The sequence below is a fragment of the Candidatus Woesearchaeota archaeon genome, from assembly GCA_027858315.1.
Taxonomy (GTDB): Archaea; Nanobdellota; Nanobdellia; order Woesearchaeales; family UBA583; genus UBA583.
Window position 1 is genome coordinate 1 of record JAQICV010000057.1, and the last position, 21,340, is coordinate 21,340.

The 21,340-nt window shown below is 27.1% G+C and carries 20 protein-coding genes; 5 read left to right on the forward strand and 15 right to left on the reverse strand.

All coding sequences use genetic code 11. The features are described from left to right. The first annotated feature begins 302 nt into the window (after nucleotides 1–302). Entirely contained in the window at nucleotides 303–1,127 is an 825-nt protein-coding gene (locus PF569_04985; protein ID MDA3855589.1) for a tyrosine-type recombinase/integrase, read from the forward strand. 18 nt (nucleotides 1,128–1,145) lie between these two features. Here the strand turns inward: PF569_04985 and PF569_04990 are convergent, their stop codons facing one another. The 4 genes from PF569_04990 to PF569_05005 are packed head-to-tail and all read right to left on the reverse strand — an operon-like array spanning nucleotide 1,146 to nucleotide 5,242. Then, entirely contained in the window at nucleotides 1,146–2,165 is a 1,020-nt protein-coding gene (locus tag PF569_04990) for an RNA-guided pseudouridylation complex pseudouridine synthase subunit Cbf5 (GenBank protein MDA3855590.1), read from the reverse strand. A 60-nt stretch (nucleotides 2,166–2,225) separates the two neighbouring features. Further along, nucleotides 2,226–4,628 carry a hypothetical protein gene (locus PF569_04995; GenBank protein MDA3855591.1) on the reverse strand — a complete coding sequence of 801 codons (2,403 nt, stop codon included), beginning with the start codon at nucleotides 4,626–4,628 and terminating at the stop codon, nucleotides 2,226–2,228. Between the two features lie 36 nt (nucleotides 4,629–4,664). Next, a complete protein-coding gene (locus PF569_05000) occupies nucleotides 4,665–4,916 on the reverse strand; it encodes a hypothetical protein (protein ID MDA3855592.1) in 252 nt (83 codons plus the stop codon). 44 nt (nucleotides 4,917–4,960) lie between these two features. Next, complete coding sequence (locus PF569_05005; protein MDA3855593.1) at nucleotides 4,961–5,242, reverse strand: chorismate mutase; 282 nt, start codon at nucleotides 5,240–5,242, stop codon at nucleotides 4,961–4,963. An 83-nt stretch (nucleotides 5,243–5,325) separates the two neighbouring features. Between PF569_05005 and PF569_05010 the strand changes: the two genes are divergently transcribed. Then, on the forward strand, nucleotides 5,326–6,867 hold the full coding sequence (locus PF569_05010; protein ID MDA3855594.1) for a glycine--tRNA ligase: 1,542 nt from the start codon (nucleotides 5,326–5,328) through the stop codon (nucleotides 6,865–6,867). Nucleotides 6,868–6,956: 89 nt separating this feature from the next. On the opposite strand, the gene PF569_05015 is transcribed toward PF569_05010, so the two are convergent. The 3 genes from PF569_05015 to PF569_05025 form a co-directional block, all read right to left on the reverse strand. Beyond that, nucleotides 6,957–7,778: a hypothetical protein gene (locus tag PF569_05015; protein MDA3855595.1), complete on the reverse strand. Its 822-nt coding sequence runs from the start codon at nucleotides 7,776–7,778 to the stop codon at nucleotides 6,957–6,959. Between the two features lie 124 nt (nucleotides 7,779–7,902). Continuing rightward, nucleotides 7,903–10,968 carry a PKD domain-containing protein gene (locus PF569_05020; protein MDA3855596.1) on the reverse strand — a complete coding sequence of 1,022 codons (3,066 nt, stop codon included), beginning with the start codon at nucleotides 10,966–10,968 and terminating at the stop codon, nucleotides 7,903–7,905. A gap of 353 nt (nucleotides 10,969–11,321) precedes the next feature. Then, nucleotides 11,322–11,675 (reverse strand): hypothetical protein, encoded by a 354-nt coding sequence (locus PF569_05025; GenBank protein MDA3855597.1) that lies wholly within the window; start codon nucleotides 11,673–11,675, stop codon nucleotides 11,322–11,324. Nucleotides 11,676–11,915: 240 nt separating this feature from the next. On the opposite strand from PF569_05025, the gene PF569_05030 reads away from it, so the two are divergent. Continuing rightward, entirely contained in the window at nucleotides 11,916–12,161 is a 246-nt protein-coding gene (locus tag PF569_05030; protein ID MDA3855598.1) for a zinc ribbon domain-containing protein, read from the forward strand. A gap of 17 nt (nucleotides 12,162–12,178) precedes the next feature. Here the strand turns inward: PF569_05030 and tpiA are convergent, their stop codons facing one another. From tpiA to PF569_05055, 5 genes are all read right to left on the reverse strand, one after another. After that, on the reverse strand, nucleotides 12,179–12,841 hold the full coding sequence (gene tpiA, locus PF569_05035; GenBank protein ID MDA3855599.1) for a triose-phosphate isomerase: 663 nt from the start codon (nucleotides 12,839–12,841) through the stop codon (nucleotides 12,179–12,181). Nucleotides 12,842–12,936: 95 nt separating this feature from the next. After that, on the reverse strand, nucleotides 12,937–13,251 hold the full coding sequence (locus PF569_05040; protein MDA3855600.1) for a hypothetical protein: 315 nt from the start codon (nucleotides 13,249–13,251) through the stop codon (nucleotides 12,937–12,939). 67 nt (nucleotides 13,252–13,318) lie between these two features. Next, nucleotides 13,319–13,834, reverse strand: coding sequence for a hypothetical protein (locus PF569_05045; GenBank protein ID MDA3855601.1), 516 nt, complete (start codon nucleotides 13,832–13,834; stop codon nucleotides 13,319–13,321). 47 nt (nucleotides 13,835–13,881) lie between these two features. Further along, the gene (locus tag PF569_05050; protein ID MDA3855602.1) at nucleotides 13,882–14,379 is read right to left on the reverse strand and encodes a hypothetical protein; all 498 of its coding nucleotides are present in this window, start codon (nucleotides 14,377–14,379) and stop codon (nucleotides 13,882–13,884) included. Between the two features lie 34 nt (nucleotides 14,380–14,413). Continuing rightward, nucleotides 14,414–15,871 (reverse strand): hypothetical protein, encoded by a 1,458-nt coding sequence (locus PF569_05055; protein MDA3855603.1) that lies wholly within the window; start codon nucleotides 15,869–15,871, stop codon nucleotides 14,414–14,416. Nucleotides 15,872–15,995: 124 nt separating this feature from the next. Between PF569_05055 and PF569_05060 the strand changes: the two genes are divergently transcribed. Both PF569_05060 and PF569_05065 read left to right on the forward strand, forming a co-directional pair. Then, a complete protein-coding gene (locus PF569_05060; protein MDA3855604.1) occupies nucleotides 15,996–17,153 on the forward strand; it encodes an AI-2E family transporter in 1,158 nt (385 codons plus the stop codon). After that, entirely contained in the window at nucleotides 17,146–17,754 is a 609-nt protein-coding gene (locus tag PF569_05065; GenBank protein MDA3855605.1) for a hypothetical protein, read from the forward strand. The genes PF569_05060 and PF569_05065 overlap by 8 nt, the downstream gene beginning before the upstream one ends. On the opposite strand, the gene argS is transcribed toward PF569_05065, so the two are convergent. From argS to PF569_05080, 3 genes are all read right to left on the reverse strand, one after another. Next, nucleotides 17,755–19,470 carry an arginine--tRNA ligase gene (argS, locus tag PF569_05070; protein MDA3855606.1) on the reverse strand — a complete coding sequence of 572 codons (1,716 nt, stop codon included), beginning with the start codon at nucleotides 19,468–19,470 and terminating at the stop codon, nucleotides 17,755–17,757. Nucleotides 19,471–19,569: 99 nt separating this feature from the next. Beyond that, the gene (locus PF569_05075; GenBank protein ID MDA3855607.1) at nucleotides 19,570–19,941 is read right to left on the reverse strand and encodes a hypothetical protein; all 372 of its coding nucleotides are present in this window, start codon (nucleotides 19,939–19,941) and stop codon (nucleotides 19,570–19,572) included. A gap of 42 nt (nucleotides 19,942–19,983) precedes the next feature. Then, nucleotides 19,984–21,330, reverse strand: coding sequence for an FAD-dependent oxidoreductase (locus tag PF569_05080; protein MDA3855608.1), 1,347 nt, complete (start codon nucleotides 21,328–21,330; stop codon nucleotides 19,984–19,986). Nucleotides 21,331–21,340 lie beyond the last annotated feature (10 nt).

Genomic DNA, 21,340 nt, shown 5'->3' on the forward strand with positions numbered 1-21,340 from the left:
AAGGAAACAAATTCATAATTCTTCTGAAAATAACTAAATAATTAACCAAGAAACTATAACATTGTGTGTAAAATCTATTAAATAACCTTTTTCTAGGTTTTTTATAGATGTTACCTAACTTTTTGGGCGTTTAAACCCTGTAAAGTGAATCAAAATTGGTTAAAAACTCAAATAAAAACTCTTTATATTTTTCAACAAAAACACCTTTATTTATCCCAATTTGAAATTTTACTACAACTTTTTGTATTTATTTTCCTGTAAAGAGAGGTAAACTATTTATTAATAATAAGATATAGTATAAAATGAATTATGAAAAAATATTAATTAAATTGTCTGAAGAGATGATATTGTCAGGATTTAGTAAAGAAACAAAAAAGAATTATATGTATAATACTAGTAAATTCTTCTTATGGTTGAGAGTTAATTCTAAAGAAATTAATAATCAAACTTTAAAAGAGTATTTTTTATATTTGGATTCAAAGAAATATGATAGGAATACTATTAGATTAAAGAGGTCAGTGATTAATTATTTGTTTAAAAGAATACTTAAATTAGATATTTATTTAGATGATATTCCTATGCCAAAAAAGAAGAATGATATTCCTAAAGTGCTAAATAAAGAGGAAATTAAAATAATTATTGAGAATATAACAAATTACAAACATAAACTAATAGTTATAACTATGTATTCTTCAGGATTGAGACTTTCTGAACTTATTAATTTAAAGAGAGAAGATTTAAACTTTAAACAAAATATAATTACAATTCGTAATAGTAAGAATAGAAAAGATAGAATTACGCTATTTTCTAAAAATCTTAAGGATGAATTATCAGAATATATTTTAAGGAAAGAGTTTAAGACAAAATATTTATTTGAAAGTAATAGAGATTCTAAATACACAAAAAAATCTATCCAAGAGATAATACGAAAAGCATCAAAGCCACTAAATAAACATGTAACTCCACATATGCTTAGGCATTCTTTTGCAACACATCTTCTTGAGAGTGGAACAGATATAAGACTCATTCAAAAACTACTAGGACATTCGAAAATTGAGACTACAACAATTTATACAAAAGTTGCTAATAATTCTTTAATTAATATCAAATCACCTTTTGATGATTAAAAATTAGAAATATTAAAATTAATTTTCTTCTTCTTGTTTTTCAAATTTCCAAACTTCAGGATAATAATCTGGTTCTATGAATACTTTGTTTGTTTTGATGAATGCTCCTTTCTTTTTTTTCATTACATTTTTTGAGGATAAGTATGCAATTCCCATGGCAATTAATTCGCCTCTTTGAGTTAGCATTGCAATTTCTTCACCTATTTCAATGCCATCATCTAATTTTGCAACTCCAGGGATTGCTAAATCTGCTCCATGAGCAATTGATGATACTGCATTATCTCTTACAATTACTTTTTTGAAGTCAGATAGGGCTTCTTCGTATGGTTTAATGTAAGTTCTTAGTTCTTTTTCATAGATTTCTTTTGTCTTTTCATCTTTTTCAGAGTTGTATAATTCGTAAAGATTTCTTAATTTGTCTAAAGAAACCATATTATTTTCTTCTTTGAATGGTCCTGCTTTAGTTCTTCTTAACTCTTTCATTTGAGCTCCCACTTCTAAATAGTCTCCCATATCAGAACATAGTTTTCTAATATAAGTTCCATGCTGACATCCTACTCTAAATAATACATTTTGACCCTCATCTTTAACATCTAATAAATTAATATAATAAATTTCTCTTTCCCTTAGTTCTCTTTTAATAGCACTAATAATTGGAGGTAGTTGCATAATTTTGCCAGTAAATTTCTTTAAAACATCTTCAATTTGCTGTTGAGTTACAGGTTTGTGGACATACATTAAACAAATATATTCTTTATTTGATTTTAACATATACTCCATTAATCTTGTTCCTCTGCCTAGTCCTGTTGCTAATAGTCCAGTTACTTTAGGGTCAAGTGTTCCTGAATGTCCAGCTTTATCTATTTTCAAAACTTTTTTTAAATAATCTACTGTTTGATGAGAGGTAGGACCTGCGTCTTTGTCAATTGAAATAACTCCTCTTTCGAATAATTCGTTAAGTGTTCTATGATAAGGGTCTTTTCCAAATTTCAAAGAAGGTTTTTCCTTATTTTTTACAAGTAATTCTTGTTTGTTCATAGAATTAAATAAAGGTAAAGAATTTATAAAGATTGGTGATTAAAATGGTTATATTTAATTTTACTTTTTAGATTTTTTCTTTATTTGTTTTTTATTTTTCTTCTTCTTTTTATTCAAAATTATATACAAACTAAATCCTATTATAATTAAAACAAACCAAAAACTAAAACTATTTGAAGACTTTTCAAAAGGATCAACATACACTGGGACTTCTCCTTCATAATCAAATTCATGTTCAACAAAATAACCTTCTTCAATTACTTCTTCATAGTTTTCTTCAAACTCTGCAACAGATACAATTAAAGGACTTTTTACCTCAACACCTAAAGGAATAATCTCAATAATAGCATCTTTAACCATAGGAACATAAATCATACCATTTTCATTACTTGCTCTAATTGTATAAATATCAGAAGGGATTTTTAAGCCATAATAATCATTTCCATAAACAATGTACTTCAATTCATAAAAAGGAATTTCAGGATTTACTTTCACAAATTCACCTTCCAAAGGCTCAAAACTCTTTCTTAACTTTCTATCATAATTTGATGCAATACCTATTTTTTCAGAACCATCAAACTTCATCTCACCCAAATCTACATACAATTCATCAGAACTATCCCATTTACCATCCTTATCTAAATCCTGAAAAGGTTCACCTTTATCATATTTATTATTACCTTCAGAAGTTTCCATAAAAAAACCATGCGAAACAAAGACTTCATCAAGTTCAGTTTTACCAACAATCTTAGAAAATGAATTATAAACAACACTAAAATCAGCATGAGGTTTTTTAAGAACTTCCCATATTTCTTCAAAAGTTAAATCCACGCCATCATCATCATGAGTATTCTTCAATTTTTCCATCAAATCATCTACAGTTACTCTATCAGGCATTTTTGCATACATATCAGGCATCTCCTTTTTCCAATCTTTCTCAAGATCATCCCAATTCAAAACCATATAGTCCCAAAAATCCTCAGTTAGAATTCTATCATCTGAATCTATTTTTTTATTTTCTTTCATATATTCAACTAACTCAGTATCATTAATTATATTAAGTTCATCATTATCTAAATAATCATCATAATTCAAATTAATATTTTCCATTAAAAAAATATAATACATTTCTTGTTTGTTCCAACTCCCATCTTTATCCATATCAGTTTCAGCAATAACTTCTTTCATTAATTCTCTAATTTCAACCTGCATAGATTTGAACTCTGCTTCTTCTTCAACTTTTCCATCAAATAAATCCCATAATATACCTGCAATAGCATATTCTTCAACTTTTCCTTGTCTATCCCAAGCTTTCCAATTATCATCTAAAGAACCAGATAAAGGATATAAAGAAACTCTCTTCTCTTTAACATTTTCTGCCCAATATCTTTCATAATGATTAGCTATAATAACAGGCATAAAAGCAGCAAAACCTTCAGTAAAACTATCAGATGTTGTAGGATTTGCATATCCTCCATGATTAATATTGAATAACTCTAAAGATTCCTCAAAAGTCTTCCCATACAACATATGCTGAACATAGTGACTAAACTCATGATATGCTACAAAAGGTCTATATTCGTTCTCATACTTGCTATAAGCTTTATTCATTAGAATCCAACTTCTATCATTCTCGTAATTATATGAAGCGCTTCCTCCACTATATAATAAAACATCTAAAGTTCTCTCTTTTAAATTAACTTTCAAAACATCTTTATAATACTCTAAAACTTCAGTGAAATGAATATAATTAATTAAAGGTCCAATTAATCCTTCTTCAATAGATAAAGGTTTATCAAGATTAATATCACCACCAATTTTAATATCAATACCGTGAATAGGTAATTTGAAATCTCCATTATCAATACTAATACTCATTATCTCATCATCTTCTACATGAAAAATTAATTTATATGCTTCTTGTCTATTATCACCAATTAATTTAAAATAATCATGTCCATCTGACCTATAAGTCATATCTACTACAAAATCATATTCTTCTGAATTCTTAACTTTTAATTCAAACTCTCCTTTATCATTAGTAGTTGTCCATTTACTTTCATCATCTTCATCATCCTCATTATATACAATAATGTTTTTTAAAGGCATTTTTTCAACAAGTAATTTACTTTTGATTTTACTACTTCCATCATTTAGACTATTATCAATAAGATTTTTCATACAAGTTTCCATATTTTCAACATTTTTAAGAACTAATTTATCAGCACCACCTTCACCAAAATAAGGCCATGCACCTCTTATTTTTATTATTGCATGATTATCATAAACAAATTGTCTATCTATTCTATATGAATATTTTTTATCTCCATCAGGATTAAATTCTGTTTTTTTCCCTTGAATCTTAGAAATCGCTACAAATTCGTCTTTTTCAAAAGAGTCTGCAATTAGAACACAATCATCATTTCTATCACAGTAACCTGCTATTTGATCATAACCTCTCATTATGGAATCCTCAGAAATTTTTGTTATCTCTTCATCTCAGAAATCAACAGAACTAGAGAAAGAATTTCTAAATCCATCATGTCTCTTCTCAGGATCAACTACATATACACACTGGACAGATAAACCTGTTGGTGAACCTCCATATTTAAATGTTAAATCAGGAAGCATACAATCACATGCAGTTGCATTATCAAAATGATATCTATAATCATACTCTCCTGCAAAACTAATATTACAGCATAAAATAAAAAATAAAAAAATTGTTAAAAATTTAATTAGATGTTTCATATGTGGTTTAAAGGTTATAGTTATATATAAACTTTTTTAATTATTCAATTGTTTAGAACTAATTCATTTTGAATTTGCTTTGACTTTATCATTATAATTCCAAAGAATGCATTAATAAAATTCAAATCATCAATTCCTAAGTTCTTTAAATATTCATATTGATTATTTATAATTTCATTTTCTCGATTAGGATCTAGAACTATCAAATCATTTTCTATTTTTAATTTGGCTATTTCCTTACTCGCATCCATTCTTTTAACTACTAAATTTGATATTTCTTTGTCAATTTCATCTATTCTTAATCTTAATTCTGATAAATCTTTCATGTATATCTCTAATACTGTTTATTTAAATATTTTTTTATGAATTTCAAAGTAAAATTTATAAAGTATTTATCCTAATTTCATATATGGTAGAAAAAAATAGCAATTTAACCGTAGAAGAATTAGCTACCTTTTGTAAAAAGAAGGGAATTGTATTTCAAGCAGCAGAAATTTACGGTGGACTTGCGGGCTTTTTTGATTTTGGTCCTTTAGGTGTTGAAATTAAAAATAATATTAAAAATTTATATTGGAAGAAATTTGTAAATAAAAGAGAAGATATGGTAGGCCAAGATGGTTCAATTATTACTAATTCTAAAGTATGGAAAGCATCAGGACATATAGATGCTTTTGGAGACATGCTTTTAACTACAATAGATACTAAAACAAAACTTAGAGCAGATCATTTCATTGAAGATGAATTGAATATTTTAGCTGATGGAATGACTCCTAAAGAAATTGAAGAGTTAATCATAAAGAATAATCTAAAATATAAAGGAGAAGATTTCGAATTGCCAATTCAATTTTTTAGTGGAATGCTGAAAACTCAAATTGGAGCAGATGTATCAAAACAATCGACAGGATATTTAAGACCAGAGACTTGTCAGAGTATATTTCCTAACTTTAAATTAATTGCAGAAGGTTCTAGAATGAAATTACCTTTTGGTATTGTTCAAATTGGTAAAGCTTTTAGAAATGAGATTTCACCAAGAGATTTCGTTTTTAGATGTAGAGAATTTGAACAAATGGAGATGGAGTACTTCTTTAATCCTGAAACTAAATGTTCTTTATTAACAGATAAACAACTAAATACTAAATTACAATTCCTATCTGCGGAGAATCAAGATAATGAAATTTCAGATATGGTTGAAGTTACAGTTAAAGAATTACTTGACCAAAATAGATTAAATGAACATCATGCATATTGGTTAGCTGAGTTTTTCAATTTCTTTAAAGATGATGTAGGTCTGACTTATGAAAATTTGAGAATAAGAGAACATGTGAAAACTGAACTTTCACATTACAGTTCTGCAACACATGATATTGATTATAGATATCCTTTTGGATTTAAAGAAATGCTTGGAATGGCATACAGAGGAAATTATGATTTAACACAACATCAAGAGCATTCTAAATCCAAATTAGAGTACTTTGATGAGGAAAGCAAGACTAAGTTATTACCACATGTAATTGAGCCTTCAGTTGGAGTAGATAGATTTATGATGGCTGTTTTATGTGAAGCTCATACAGATGATAAAGAGAGAGGCAATGTTGTTCTTAATTTTAATAATAAGATTGCTCCAAATAAAGTTGCGATTTTTCCTTTAATGAATAAAGATGTTTTAACTACTCCAGCTAGAGTATTATTTGAAGAGTTAGTTGAAGAAGATGTTATTGCAGTTTATGATAGATCAGGTTCAATTGGAAAGAGATATGCTAGGCAAGATGAAGTAGGAACCCCATATTGTATTACAGTTGATTACGAAACTATTGAAGATGGTAAAGATCAAGGAACAGTTACTATTAGAGATAGAGTTTCAACTGAACAAAAGAGAATTAATTTGAATAATGCTTCAGGAATTATTATTTCCCTATTGAAAGGATATATAAAATTCGAAGAATTAAAATAAACTTCAAGTTTATTATGATTAAAAATCTTTGATTTTTATTTTAAAATAAAAAGAAATAAATTTATTTTTTCTGTAATTTTAATACCTATTCAGTTAATTCTAAATTCATGCCAATAACTAGGCTTACTTGGTCCCGAAGTATCATCATATATATACCATCCTCCTGGTCGAACTGGAAAAGTAAATGTTCCCCTATCTGAACTTGGAGTGTTTAATTGCAACCAAATACTTCCATCATCACTAACTTTTACAAAACCATAATCGCCCATATCTACTGTTACAAATATTACTGCATCATTAGTATTTTGATAAGAGACTCCTAATTCTCTTGCTGATTTCACAGAAGACCATTGTCCATCTACTGAAGTTCCACTATTATCATCAACATATTTCTTTGTTGCAACAGTATCAACTGAATCAGTTATTAAAGTTTGACTCCTCATTCTAATTTTTCCATTTACATCAAGTTTAAATCCAGGAGCAAGATCAGATGCACCAACTGCTAAGTTATATGGAACTATAACATCCCCATCATCTTGAATATTTAATTGATAAGTATTCTGTTTAGCATTGAAAAAATATAAACTATTATCTACTGCTGTACCAATACTCCATCTATTTCCTAAATTACCGTTATCTGAACTTAATGATAAATATGCTCTTTGACCAACTGCAGCTTTAATTCCTATTGCAACAGGAATTCCAGTATCACCTACTACCTCTAATTTCATATTTGGATTAGTTGTTCCAATTCCAACACTAGAATTAAATGAATAATTGCCTGCATATTCATCACTACCAAAGACTCCAGGTCTTACATCGGATGCATAATTCCAAATTCCATTTGTGTCTGCAAAAACTAAACTTGTTAAACTTAATATCAAGATTATTGATAATAAAAACTTTTTCATAGTTTATTCTTATAAATGTATATTTATAATATTATTGTGTTAAAATAAGTAGTGAATAGTAGTGAATAATTATTCTACTTGAGTACAATAAGAATTAATTAATTCTCAAGTATTATGATTGAATTTATTCAATCATAACAAATCCATATCTTACTTGTTTGTCAGTACCATCAATTACAGAGTATCTAATTGGATATCTTCCTGCATCAATATTGTCTGCAATGTATAATGGAATTTGAACTTTTCTACTAGCTCCTGGTGCTAAATTTAATTCTTCTGAATATGTAAGACCTAAATCTGCACTTATCATTGTAATTGTGATTTCTTTGCCTTCAACTTCATTATTTTCAACTACAAATTCAATGCTATTGTATCCATTACTAAATGGAACATTAACAGTTGAAGTCATGTAATTTACAATGTCAGTTCCTTTTCCTCTAATTGATGCAATATTAGCTTCAACTACAGGATAACTAAATGTTACTCTATCTGATAGAGTTAATAATGAACCAAAATCATCAGTTAATTCAACTTCAACTGTACACTCAACATCTGTTGGAACTACTAATTTAAAATCTTTACTATCTGTAACGAATTCGAATGTTTTACTATCAATTGTTTCTTTGGAAATTGCTGAGGATGAGAGCATTCTATTACCATTGTCAATAAAATTTCTAACTCCATTACAAATAATAGTAGGTTTTACATCAATTACTCTTCTTTGTAGAGTTTCATTTAATGTTTCAATCTGGAATTTGAATTCACCTGGAACAATTACATCATCAATAATTAAATCAATATGTTGTTCATCTAATCTTACAGCATCAGTATAAAATTTTCTCTCAATAGTTCTAAGTACTTGAGTTGAATCTGTATCGATTGCAACAATACTGAATCTTGATACTCCAGTTAAGTTGAAGTCTAATTCCTGAGCACTTCCAATACAAGGTACTACTGAATGATCTGCATTAATATATAATTCACAAGTCATTGATAAATTACCACTATGGCTTACATCCCAACTAAAAGTTAAGTCTGTAGGAACAATAGGACCATTAGATGTATCTAATCTGAAGTAATTGATTAAAGGCGCTTCAATTGTTCTATTGAATACAAATATCATTTCCTCAGCAATTATTGGTTCGTTTACTCCATCATCAGCAGATAATTGTGCTACATAAGTTCCTGGAAGGATGTATGTATGCTCAATACTATCTAAATTATTACAGGAGTTTTGATTTGATTGACCATCACCAAAATCAATAGTACATAATAATGATGTTCCATCATCACTTACATCTACAATGAATCTTGTGTTAAATGGTTCTTCTCCACTTGTTGGTTCTGCAGTAAATGTATTAATTACTGGAGCTTCATCATTTACAAAGTTAATTGTAATACTATCAGATGCAATAGCACCTGAAGGGTCTTGAACGAATACTTCAACTACTCCTGAATTAGGAGTATTTGTCGAAAAAGTCATAATTGGACCGTTAATGTTTCTTACAATATTTCCTGAAACTAAATCTTCACTAATTGCCAAGTTTTCAAATGCATCATTAAAGTCTGTTACGAAATCTCGTAGATCAATTGTAATAGTTTCTTTGTAGTCTGCAGTTAATTGAGTTGGTAAATCGATAAATGGTGCAATGTTTTCAAGAGGTACAATTACAGTAATTACTGAATCTCCTCCAACATATACTTGATTACTTACTGAAGTGAATCCATTTCCAGTTACTAAATATTGATGTTGACCAGTATAAACATCAGTAAAAATTGCTCTACCTGTTGTTCCAGTTATTTCAAATTCATTGTAAACTGGAGTGTTTACATAATAATCATCAGAGTCTAATAATCTAAAGTTTATTTCTGCTCCACTTAATAACTGATTATTTTGATCTTTAATAATGAAAGTTACTTCGTGAGTATCAGGTTGTAATATTTGTAAATTTTGAGTTTGAATAACTCCTTCTCTAATAGTACAACCATTTGCAAAAGGCTCAGTATCCAATGTTACATTGTATTGTCCTGGACCTAAACTACTAATTGTGTTTGTTAAATCGAATGTGAATGTTTCTAAGTCTGCTTCAGTTGTTGCAGGACTTGTACTCTCATAAGTTGAAAAGACTAGTGTATTATCAAATAATAATCTAGCTTGAAAATCAATTGGATTTACAGTTTCATCTCTAAATGCTCCACCTCTAAATGTAGCATATAAACTTTCACCTTGACTGATTTGAGCAACACTTGTTGTCATATCAATTGAAGGAATATTTGATAAAGTAAAATCATATGCTCTCATCCAACAAGAACCATCTAAGTTCTCAGGGAAAATATACTCGATTACTTCTGCAAAATCTGTAATTGAATTAATTACTTGATTATCAATTACATCAGTTTCTACTCTAAATTTAATTTCATCTCCTTGCATTAATGCACTAGGAGTCCATGAGAAAGCTGCAAGACCACCACAAGTATCAACTAACATAGGAATAGTTACAGCTTCAGTTCTAATTAAAGAATTGTCAACATTGTTTCTAATTTCTAGAGTAACTAATGTATTAGCACTAAAATCTGAAAATCCGCCTGGCGCAGTTGGCCTAAATAAGTTAGGATTTGTTGATCTATAAGCAGAACATACTGTTTCATCAATACTTACAGGTACATTTACTTGAACCGGTTTTAGAGGATCTACAATATTTACTATATTTAATTGACCAATTTCTGCAATTGCAGTATCAATCTTTCTTGAATTAATTAAATAAGGTACATCATTAAAACAAATATCTGTTTCACATGAAAATCCAGTTTGCCATGAAACTTTAGGAATATAAACATCTCCTCTTGTAAAGAAATAATTCACATAACCAAAAGATACTTCACTATCATATCTTGTAATAACGATAGGATTTCCTGAACAACCATCAGTAATAATACTACAATCATTAGTAGGAACTAAGTTAGAAATCTCATAATCTAACATACAAGCCTCAAAACCTACACTATCACCAGTAGGATAAAATGTATCCCAACAAGTAATTGCGTCACCTGCATAGTGCTGTAGATTTACAGGACTAGCATCAGTACAACTAGCATCAGCACATACAAAAGTTTGCATTAATACATCAGCTGGAATGTTTTGATCAAATGTTAACTCAAATGCTTCGTAAACGTCTGCTGCGTTAGCCATACTAATTAAAATTAGCATGCTAAAGAGAAAACTGATTAAATTTTTTATGTTCATTTTGTCATTCACCATTTAAAATTATAATAATAGGTGATTGTTTATTTATAAAGTTATCTAGTTTTAGTTACTTTGAAGTTGTGACACAATAAAAGATTCGTCGAATTATCAGAAATTTATGTGATTCATGTGCTCTTAGAATTAATAATCAAAAAAGAAATTTATATTTATAAATCTCTAACAAAACTTCACAAAGCTTTGCGTGTGGTAGTCTCTCTTCGCTCGAGCTACTTTAAAAATAATAAAGACATCAGTCAAAAACAATACTTAGAATTAATAATCAAAAAAGAAATTTATATTTATAAATCTCTTGCACCAACAGTTTTTCTACCGTTAGCTTCTGCTCTTGCGCAAGCTTGTCCTACATGCCATACTAGCATTTCATTTAAAGATTCAGCAAAGTCACCAGAAACATTTTGTCCTGAAACAACTTCTTTAACTTTAGATTTAACAACTAACATAGTTTTAGCTGTAGCTTTTCCAACAAAAACATCTTTTGCTTGAACTGTTTTTCTACTATTAGCATCTGCTCTTTTAGCAGCAGCTTTTACTAATTCAACTGCAACTGCGTTTAAAGCATCTGCAAAGTCACCAGCAACGTTACAGTTACCTGAAACTTCTTTTACTTTAGATTTTACTACGATCATTTCCATTTTTCATTAAATATATCAAGAACATATTTATATTCAGACAAAACATCTGAATTAATGTTCTTGTGATACATAGAGCCATAAATTGAATTTATAACGCTAAGTATATAGGTTATGAAAACCTAATAGAAAGATTTTGATTTTGTGCATTTATAAATGTTTTGTTTAACTTTGTGATAAAATGGTTCAATTTGGCCTGAAAAGCCCAAATATTTATAAATAGGTATTTTTTCAACATGATTTATGATTCCTGAATTCAACCACTGTAAGAGTTGTGGTGCACCAATAGATTCAAGAGATCTATGTAAGAATTGTTCAAATAATGATGGTTCTCTTAAATCTTATAATGAAGTTTTAGAAAATATGATTAATTTTATGTTAAGTACAGAAGGCATTCAAATGAGTGGAGAAAAGTTTGATTCATATGAAGATGCTAAAGGAACAGCGAAGAAATATCTTAAACATATGTCGGCATGGGAAAATATATGAAAATTTTAAATAATTAATTATTCGAAACCTTTAATTAAATCTAATACCGCTGCTTTAATGTTTTTTGCTTTAACAACGCCTGATGCAACTAAAATTCCTTTTGCGCCAAGTTCTACTGATTTTCTAACATCTGCTTGATTTTTGACTCCTGCACCAACTAAAAGACCAACATTACCTACAGCTTTCATAGACTTAACAATTAATTCAGGTTTTGCTGTCGAAATTGATATATCTCCTCCTATTAGTTCTTTTGGTTCTACTGCAATATAGTCTGGATTAAATTTAGCTATTTTCTTTGCAATCTTTGCATCTCTAGCACAAACACATGTTTCAAGACCTAATTCTTTTGCTATATTTATTCTTTTTTCAATTTCCTTTAATGATAGAATATGTTCACTATGACTTATTAGAGTTCCCATCGCACCAGTTTTCTTTATCATCACAGGTAGAATGTATCCAGTATGTGCTCCAAAACTTACATCATCAATATGTTGAGAGTAAACACTTACCTTTTCTTTGACTGTATCTTTTAAGTCTATAAAATTTGGACATAGTATTATTTCTACATCTCTTTTCTTGGCTTCCTTTTCAATTCCTTTACAGATCTTTGCAATTTTAATAGCATTGTTAGAAAAAGATTCTTCATAAGTTTTTAAATTAATAATTAGTTTATAATTCATATATAATTAAAGAAAAAAATTGTTTATAAAACTATTTGAAATCTCAAAAGTGATTTCAAATTGTATTGAACGCACAAAGTAAGTGACTGAACTATTTATTTAGTTCCACAACAAATGTATTCAATATCATCTTCAGTTCTTGTTGGAATAATTGAAATTCTATTAGTTCCAGAAGGACAACCTGAGTTTTCAGGATATTCTTCAATATCAGTATAACCTATAGTTGATAGTGCAGGATTACTATCTGAACAGCTAGCAGCACTTTGCTCATTAATCTGATTTCCAGTTTTTCCAACATTACTTGTAAAGAAAACAATAATTACAAGTAGAACAATAATTACTAATATTGCAATTACAATTGTATTCAAAGGTAGACTTTGACCTTTTTTGAAATTTTTTAAATTAACCATTTTAATAAATTAAAAAATTTAAGTTTTATAAATGTTTTGTGTCTTTAAAAGTAGAAATAAAATAAGTTTAAGAGTATTCTTTATACATCTGTTCAAGAAAATTAAATACTTCTTTGTCAGCAAATTCAACTCTTTCAACTTTCTCTTTAAATTCTAGAGAATGATAACCTTGTGAAATTTTTTGTATATCTATTGTTTTTCTTATATCATCTCGATTTAAAGTTTGTTCTAAAATATATAAAGAATCAGAGATTATACTAAACTTACCAATTGCTAATTTATTATGTGAAATAAACCAATCATATATCGATAAATCGTTACCTGCTTTTGCTATTTGATCTTTAATTTCTTTTTGTTTGCTCGCATTATTAGTTCGCATGAATATAACTTGAGTATCTAATAAATAAGATTCTAATCTTCCAAAACAATCAAAAGAATATTTATTATCTTTAAATAAAGAACTAACATTAGGGACTCTTGAGAATGTAGGAGGTAAAAAACCAAATTTAAATTTCTCCCTTAATAAATCAACATAGATCTTGTTTTCTTTAACACTATCTAGGGGTAAATATATGTATTCCATAATAGAACTAATGAAATATTAATTATAAACTTTTCTAAGGAATTTATTTAATAATATTCATTATACATTTGTTCAAGAAATTCGAAAAGATTCTCATCCAATTTTGATACAGTTTCAATTTTTCTTTGAAAAGATTTATCATTATAATCTTTAATTAATTCATTATAATTTACTTCTTTAACTAATTCATTTACTTTTAGAGAATGTTCAATATTAAACAAATTAAGTGAAATATTTGTTAAATTATTACCTCTTAATTTGCTATAATACTTAATCCAGTTTCTTTCATTAGGGAGCATATTATTTTCTAAATCATTTTGTTTAGTACCATCATTAGTTTTCATATCAACAATTCCAGTTCCTAATAAATAAGCTTCAATACCTGATACTGTATCCAGGAGTACTTCATCTTCAAACAAAGTACTTGCATAAGGAACAATCTCATATTTAGGATTAAAAATATCAATTTTAAATTTTTTAGATATAGACCTCATATATTCTGCATTTATCATGACACTTGTGAGTGGCAAACTTCGAAAATTCATATATTGACTAGTAAGTCATAAATTATAAACCTTTCTAAGGAATTTTGTTTAAATAATCTAAGATATATTGGGCTTTTTGTTTCTTAGATTCAGGATTTTTTACTATTTTTTCTTCTTTTGGTTCTTCTTCAATTTTTGCAATTACTTCTTCTTTAGGATTTTCTTTCTTTTTAGTATCATTATGCATTACCGATATTAATTTTTTTTGTATTTCTTCAAGGAAACTTTCAGTTTCTTGTTTTGGTTTCCATATTATATCAACTCCATCTTCTTGATATCTTGGGATAATGCTTATGAAATCATTGTCATAATTAAAAATTAAATTAGTTCCGTGAGCTTCAAGAACTTCAAAAAGGTAAGCAGAGAAAGCTTTTGCAAACATCATTATATAACTCAAATCTGTTTCTTCTAATTCATTTATTTTATTTCCTGAAATAGGTTTTAATTTAAGTTCCCCTAGAATTTTAGATTTTTCTTCAAAGTAAATTACTATTTTTTGGTCACGATAAATTTCATATTTTTGATTTTCTAATAGATTTCCCGAGATTTCCTCTTTATCATCTTTAACTATTTCTTCTTCTCTTACTATTTCTATTTCAGGAGTTTTAATTTCATCTTTTCTTTCAATTATGATTTTATCATCTTTGAATATATCAATCTTAGATGGATCATCTTTTGGATGTGGATGCATAATTTCTCTTTTAAAATCATCTTTTAATAAATCATCTAGCGAATTGTCATTTTTGGAATTATATTGTCTCTTTTTTGTTACTTGTAAATATTCTGCTTCTTCTTCTTTTTCATTCTCTGGAATTTTCTTATCCTCTTTTTTTGTTAATTTCTCATAAATATCATCTAAATCAACTTCAATTCGTGGAATTTTTATGATATCATCATTTTCAAATCTGGGTATAATTAATGCTTTATTATTTTCAATTAAAATGTTTGTGCCATGTGCATTAACTTTTTCAAATAATAATGATGCTAATTTGTTTGTTAAGGGTAAATCTATTTCTGAATTCTTGAAATCAATTAAAATGTAACTAGTTTTACCATTATTTAGATAAATTTTATATTTCTCATTTTCTTTAATTAAAATTTGCGAATTATTTTCTTCTTTTGCTTCATTTATTTCTTTAACTTCTTCAGTTTTAATGTCAGGAACTTCAGAAGGCATTTCTGAGAGATTAATTTGAGAAAATGTTTGTTTTATAAAATCGTATTTTATTTTATTGAACATTAATAAGACTTCTTCAACATCTTTTTTACGAATATTTTTTGCAGGATTATTTATTGATTTACATAAATTTGAACTTTTTAAACGCAATTGCTCATGAATTTTATATATACAGTCTTCAATACACTCAAAATTTTCTAAAGAATTAATATGTATTTGACTTAAATCAATTTTTAAAATTTCAAATCTATCTTCAATTCTTATTTTTTCATACTCTTCAAGACCAAAAACTAAATTTTTCAATTTTTTAAACATAGTAATTTTTAGAGCATTTCCTTTAAAAATATTTGTGTTTATAAATGAGTTAAATCTTAACTAATAACTACTTACCAATAACAAAAAGGAGAATATTTATAAAACTTGAAATTTTATATAATTTATGTATAAAATAAAAAAAGAAAGTGTATACTTAATTATTTTGATATTATTTTTATCTTTAATCTCTTTTTTTATTATAAAAAAATTCATAATCCCTTTACTCTTTACTGGGATCTTAGTTTATTTATTTCAACCAGTATATAAAAAATTACATAAAATATTTAGAAGTGATTTTCTAACCTCTATAATTGTAAGTTTAATTATTTTAGGTCTTATATTTGTCCCTATGACTCTTCTAATCTGGGAAGTTTCACAAGAAATCTCAATTTTTGAAAATAGTAAATTTGAAAATTCTCTCGATGACATAAGTAATAATATTAACTTGAAATACAATCAAAATTTAAATTTAACTCAAGAATATAGAGATGTTTTATCTAATTCCAAAACTTATTTTAGAGAGTCGTTATATGATACAGTTATAGAATTTATTTTTAATATTTTTATTATTATATTCTTTTTTTATTATTTTATTAAAAATTATGAAAAAGAGAGTTATTATTTTAAAATAATGTTTGAGAGACAAAAACTTAAAGAGTTTGGTGAGAAAATAAAGAGTTTAATTGATGGAATAATTTACGGACAAATTATGGTAAGATTAATTCAAGCATCAGTTGGGACAGTTTTATTTCTAGTTATTGGAATTAAAGGTGCAATAATATGGGGAATTTTAATGTTTTTTACTGCATTTTTACCAGTTATAGGTACTGCTCTTATATGGGGACCTCTTTTAATTTTAAACTTAGTTAATGGAGAATATGATATTGCATTTTATCTATTTATCATTGGAATAATAGTTTCATTTTTAGATAATTTATTATTACCATATATTATTTCCGGGAAAACAAACATTGGACCAGTCATTACACTTATTAGTATTCTAGGAGGAATTCAATTGTTTGGAATTTACGGTCTTATTTTAGGTCCATTCTTTTTGGGACTATTACTTTTGGTTCTTGAAGAATTTATTTTAAAATTAAGAGATGAGTATCCTAAAATTAAAAGATATGTTTGGTCAGAGCCTGAAAGAAAGAAGTTTAAAAACTTAAATAGTAATATTGCAAGAAAAGAATTTGTAAGGATGATCCATAAAAAATATGTAAGAGAAGAAGCAGAAGGTAAAAAAATACCGTATAGATATATTATTGAAAAAAATGAATAAAAAATACTATTTATTAGGATATATGCAAGAAGAAGAAGCAAGCATTTCTTCTAAAGAACCTAAACTAGTATTAATTCTAATTGATGTAAATGGGAAAGGTGTTTTAAAATATCCTTATGAAAACCTTGAACAGATGTTAATGAGTCTTGAAGTTAGGTCTATAGAAGATATTGATGAAAAAAATATTACTACACAGGTTCCTGATGATATATTAAATATTGCTAAAAGAAATATTGTACCCGGAGATTGTATTGGTAGAGTTCAATTAAGAAAAGATGAGAACTATGATTATATTCCTTCAAAGACATATCTAATTAATGAAGATTTTACTAATAAAGTTTCCAGAGGGAAACTGAAAAGATTAGATTTATTATTAAGAGGTAAAAAATTAAAATTTGAAGAACTTGGCTTAGAATTAGAGATAAAAAAAACCAAAATTTTAGATGATACTTTAGTTGTCATGTATAGATTTTATGATCTAAAAAAAAAAGAATCATATTCAAAAAGATATTTTACACGAACCTCTATTGATATTTATAATTTACTAGATTTAAAAGAACAATTTGAAAATAATGCTAATAATTATTCAAAAAATCAATAACTACATCCCTTCAAGTGTTTCAATATCTAATAACTCTAATCCTTCTTTAAGAATTTTACTTGTTGATTTAGCAAGTAATAGTCTTGCTTGTTTTAAATTTTCTTCTTCTTGTAATATTGGACAATTTTGGTAAAAATCATTGAATAATTGAGATACTTTAATTAAATAATTTGCAATCATTGAAGGTCTATATTTTTTTGCAGCTTCAATAATAATTTGAGGATATTCTTTTAGTGCTTTGATTAATGATAGTTCTTTTTCTTGATATAGAGAATAATGTATTTTAGAGTTAAATTTATATTTTGATTTTTTTAATATAGATTGAATCCTTGCATATGTGTATTGAACATATGGACCTGTATCTCCTTCAAAACTTAATGCAGAATCTATGTCAAAATTATTGTTATCAAGAGGATTTATTTTTAAAATGCCAAATGTTAAAGCCGAATACCCTATTATTTTTGATCTCCTCATTGATTCTTTCTTGTTTAAATCAGGAGATTTATCTTTTAGATTATTTAGTGCTTTTTCTTCAATTAAATCTAATAGTTCATCTGCATCAATTGCATTACCTTTTCTTGAAGAAAATGCTTCACCATTTTTATCATAGAGCATTCCAAATGCAAAATGATAATTTTTATCTAAGCCTCCAAAACCTATTCTATTTAGAATTTCAAATAATACTTCAAAATGATATTTTTGTTCATTACCTACAATAAATATATATTTGTCTGCTTGGAAATTTCTTTCTTTTTCATATGCAAGATATAAATCTTGAGTCATATAAAGAGTTGTACCATCTCCTCTTAATAGATACTTCTTTCCTAATTTAACATCCTCTAAATCAACAAATACCGCTCCATTTTCTTTATCAACTGCAAATCCTTTGATTTTATCTTTTAGAGCTTTTTCTACAATTTCTTTTCCTTCCTTGTAAATTTTACTTTCAAAGTATTCCATATCACAAGAATATTTGAATCTTTCATATGTCTTTGAATATCCTTCAAATACCCAATCCATTATTTTTTTCCAAAGCTGAATAGTTTCTTTATCTCCTTGCTCATATTTCAAAAGCATGTCTTGAGCTTTTTCTTCAAGTTTTAATTCAGGATTTGATTCATTCTTCTCTCCAAATAACACATAACAATTTCCTACAAATTTATCAGGATTTACTTTCTCAGATTTTGGAGTTTTATCTGCTGTAAACATTTGATATGCAAGCATTGCTTTACATATTGCAATCCCTCTATCATTATCCATATTAGTTTTAATTATAGTATGTCCAACTTTTGTGAAAATTTTAGATATTGAATTTCCAAGTAAAAGATTTCTAACATGACCTACATGAAGAGCCTTATTTGTATTTGGTGATGGATACTCAATTAGAATTTTTTGAAGATTTTCAGATTGAAATTTGAAAATTGAATTATTTTCTATTGACTCTAATACTTGTTTTGATAGTTGCTCTTTATTTAGGTAAAAATTTAAAAAAGGTCCCATTGCTACAACTTTTTCTAGGATTGATGGAAGTTTTTTTGACAAAGTATATTCATAGTCTTTTGCAACATCTTGAGGTGATTTTTTTAATTCTTTTGCTAATACAAACATAGGTAGAGTAAAGTCACCTTGAGATTCGATTTTTGGTTTGTCTAAGAATTTATCTATATCTAAATTTTTAATTTCTTTTTTTAGAAATTTAATTAAGTCTTTTTTCATTTTCAATTTTTTTGAAAATGTACCGAACAAACATTTTATGTTTGTGACTGCACATAAGAATATTAAAAAGAATTTGTTTTATAAATATTACTTATATATTTATTTTTCTTCTAATGAATACCTAACTTTATCTCTTAATTCATTATTAGATACAAATATTCTTAATATACCATTATTTAAGAGATAATCTCTGCTCGTTATTTGTTTTTTTTTATCATTAATATGTGTAATTATATATGATGCTACTTCTTCTTCTAGATCTCTTATCATTAATGAATGATTAGATTTCATTTGTGATTTTATAGATACTGGTGATAATAATTCTAAACTATTTTGTAAATTATAGTTTCTTGCAAAATTACTAAATTTTAATTCAAATGTCTTATCAGATTGAGCAACACTTCTTGGTGTACCAATTACATAATCATTATTAGAAGTTAAAAAAAAATAAGGCATTCTATAATAATCCATAAGATAAAAAACTAATATTGAATTATAAATATTTTGAAAAAATTATTTCTTTTGCATCTTCATCATTGCAGATTCACATGCTAAGATTATTGGATTCATGAATGGCCAAGCGCTTACAGATGGATGCGATGCATAATCCAGATTTACTAAATCAAAGATTGTAGATTTTTGCATTATTGCATATGAAATTAAATTTATTATCCAAATAAGATTTCTACCATATGCTTGAACTCCAATTATTCTATTTGTTTTTTTATTGAATATTAATTTTACATCAACTTGAACTACTCCTTTTAAATCTTGATAAATATCTGTTGATTTTGCATACCCAGTATAGTATTCAAGTTTATTATTTACACAATCGTTCTCACTAAAACCTGCAATACCAAATTCCATATCAAAAATCCCTAATACTGTAGCTGAAGTGTGTCCAGGATATTTGGTTTTCATACCAATGATATTTTTTCCAACAATTTTTCCTTGAATTACAGCATTTGATGCAAGTTGGGATGGTGCGCATTGACCATTAACACAACTTTTAGCAATTGAACAATCTCCTGCAGCATAAACATCTTTTAAATTTGTTCTCATATAATCATCAACTAATATTCCAAGTTTTGAAGTTTTAACTCCAATTTCTTCTGCAAGTTCTTTATTTGCTCGAACTCCTGTTGCAAAAATTACCATCTCAGATTTTAATTCATATTCTAATCCTGCTTTTTTGTATATTACTTTTTCAACTTTATTTTTACCTTCAATTTTTAGAATCATTGATTTTTCAAGTATATTAATTTTTTTAGAAAGTAATTTTTCTTTAATTAGTGAAGTAAAGTCAGTATCTGCTAATCTTTCAAAAGGATTAGTCTCAAGAATTAACATATCAACTTTTAATCCTCTCTCCTTTAGAGCAGAAGCCATTTCAACTCCTATAACTCCTCCTCCAATAACTGTTGCCCTTTTTGCTTTAGAGGTAATAGAATTAATTCCTTTAATATCATCAGGTGTTCTTACAGTAAATACATTTTTTAATTCATGTCCATCAATTGGAGGAAGAAAAGGTCTTGCCCCAGTTCCAAAAACTAAAATGTCATAATTCTCTTTATGTGATTCTATGTCATCTCCATAAATAATTTCTTTTGTTTTATGATTAATACTTTTTACAGTTCCTTTTAATAAATTAATTCCAAATTGTGTAATCATTGTATCAGGCATTATTGCATCTTTAAATGCTGCTCTTTTTTTTAAAACATAAGGTCCTGAACACCTACAAAATAAACCTTCATTTGAAATCATTGATACTTCAAAATTATTTGGAGCCATTTGCATAACTGTTGCTCCACTAAATAAGGAAGCTCCACCTCCACCAATTAATACTATTTTTTTTTTCATAGTAAAAATT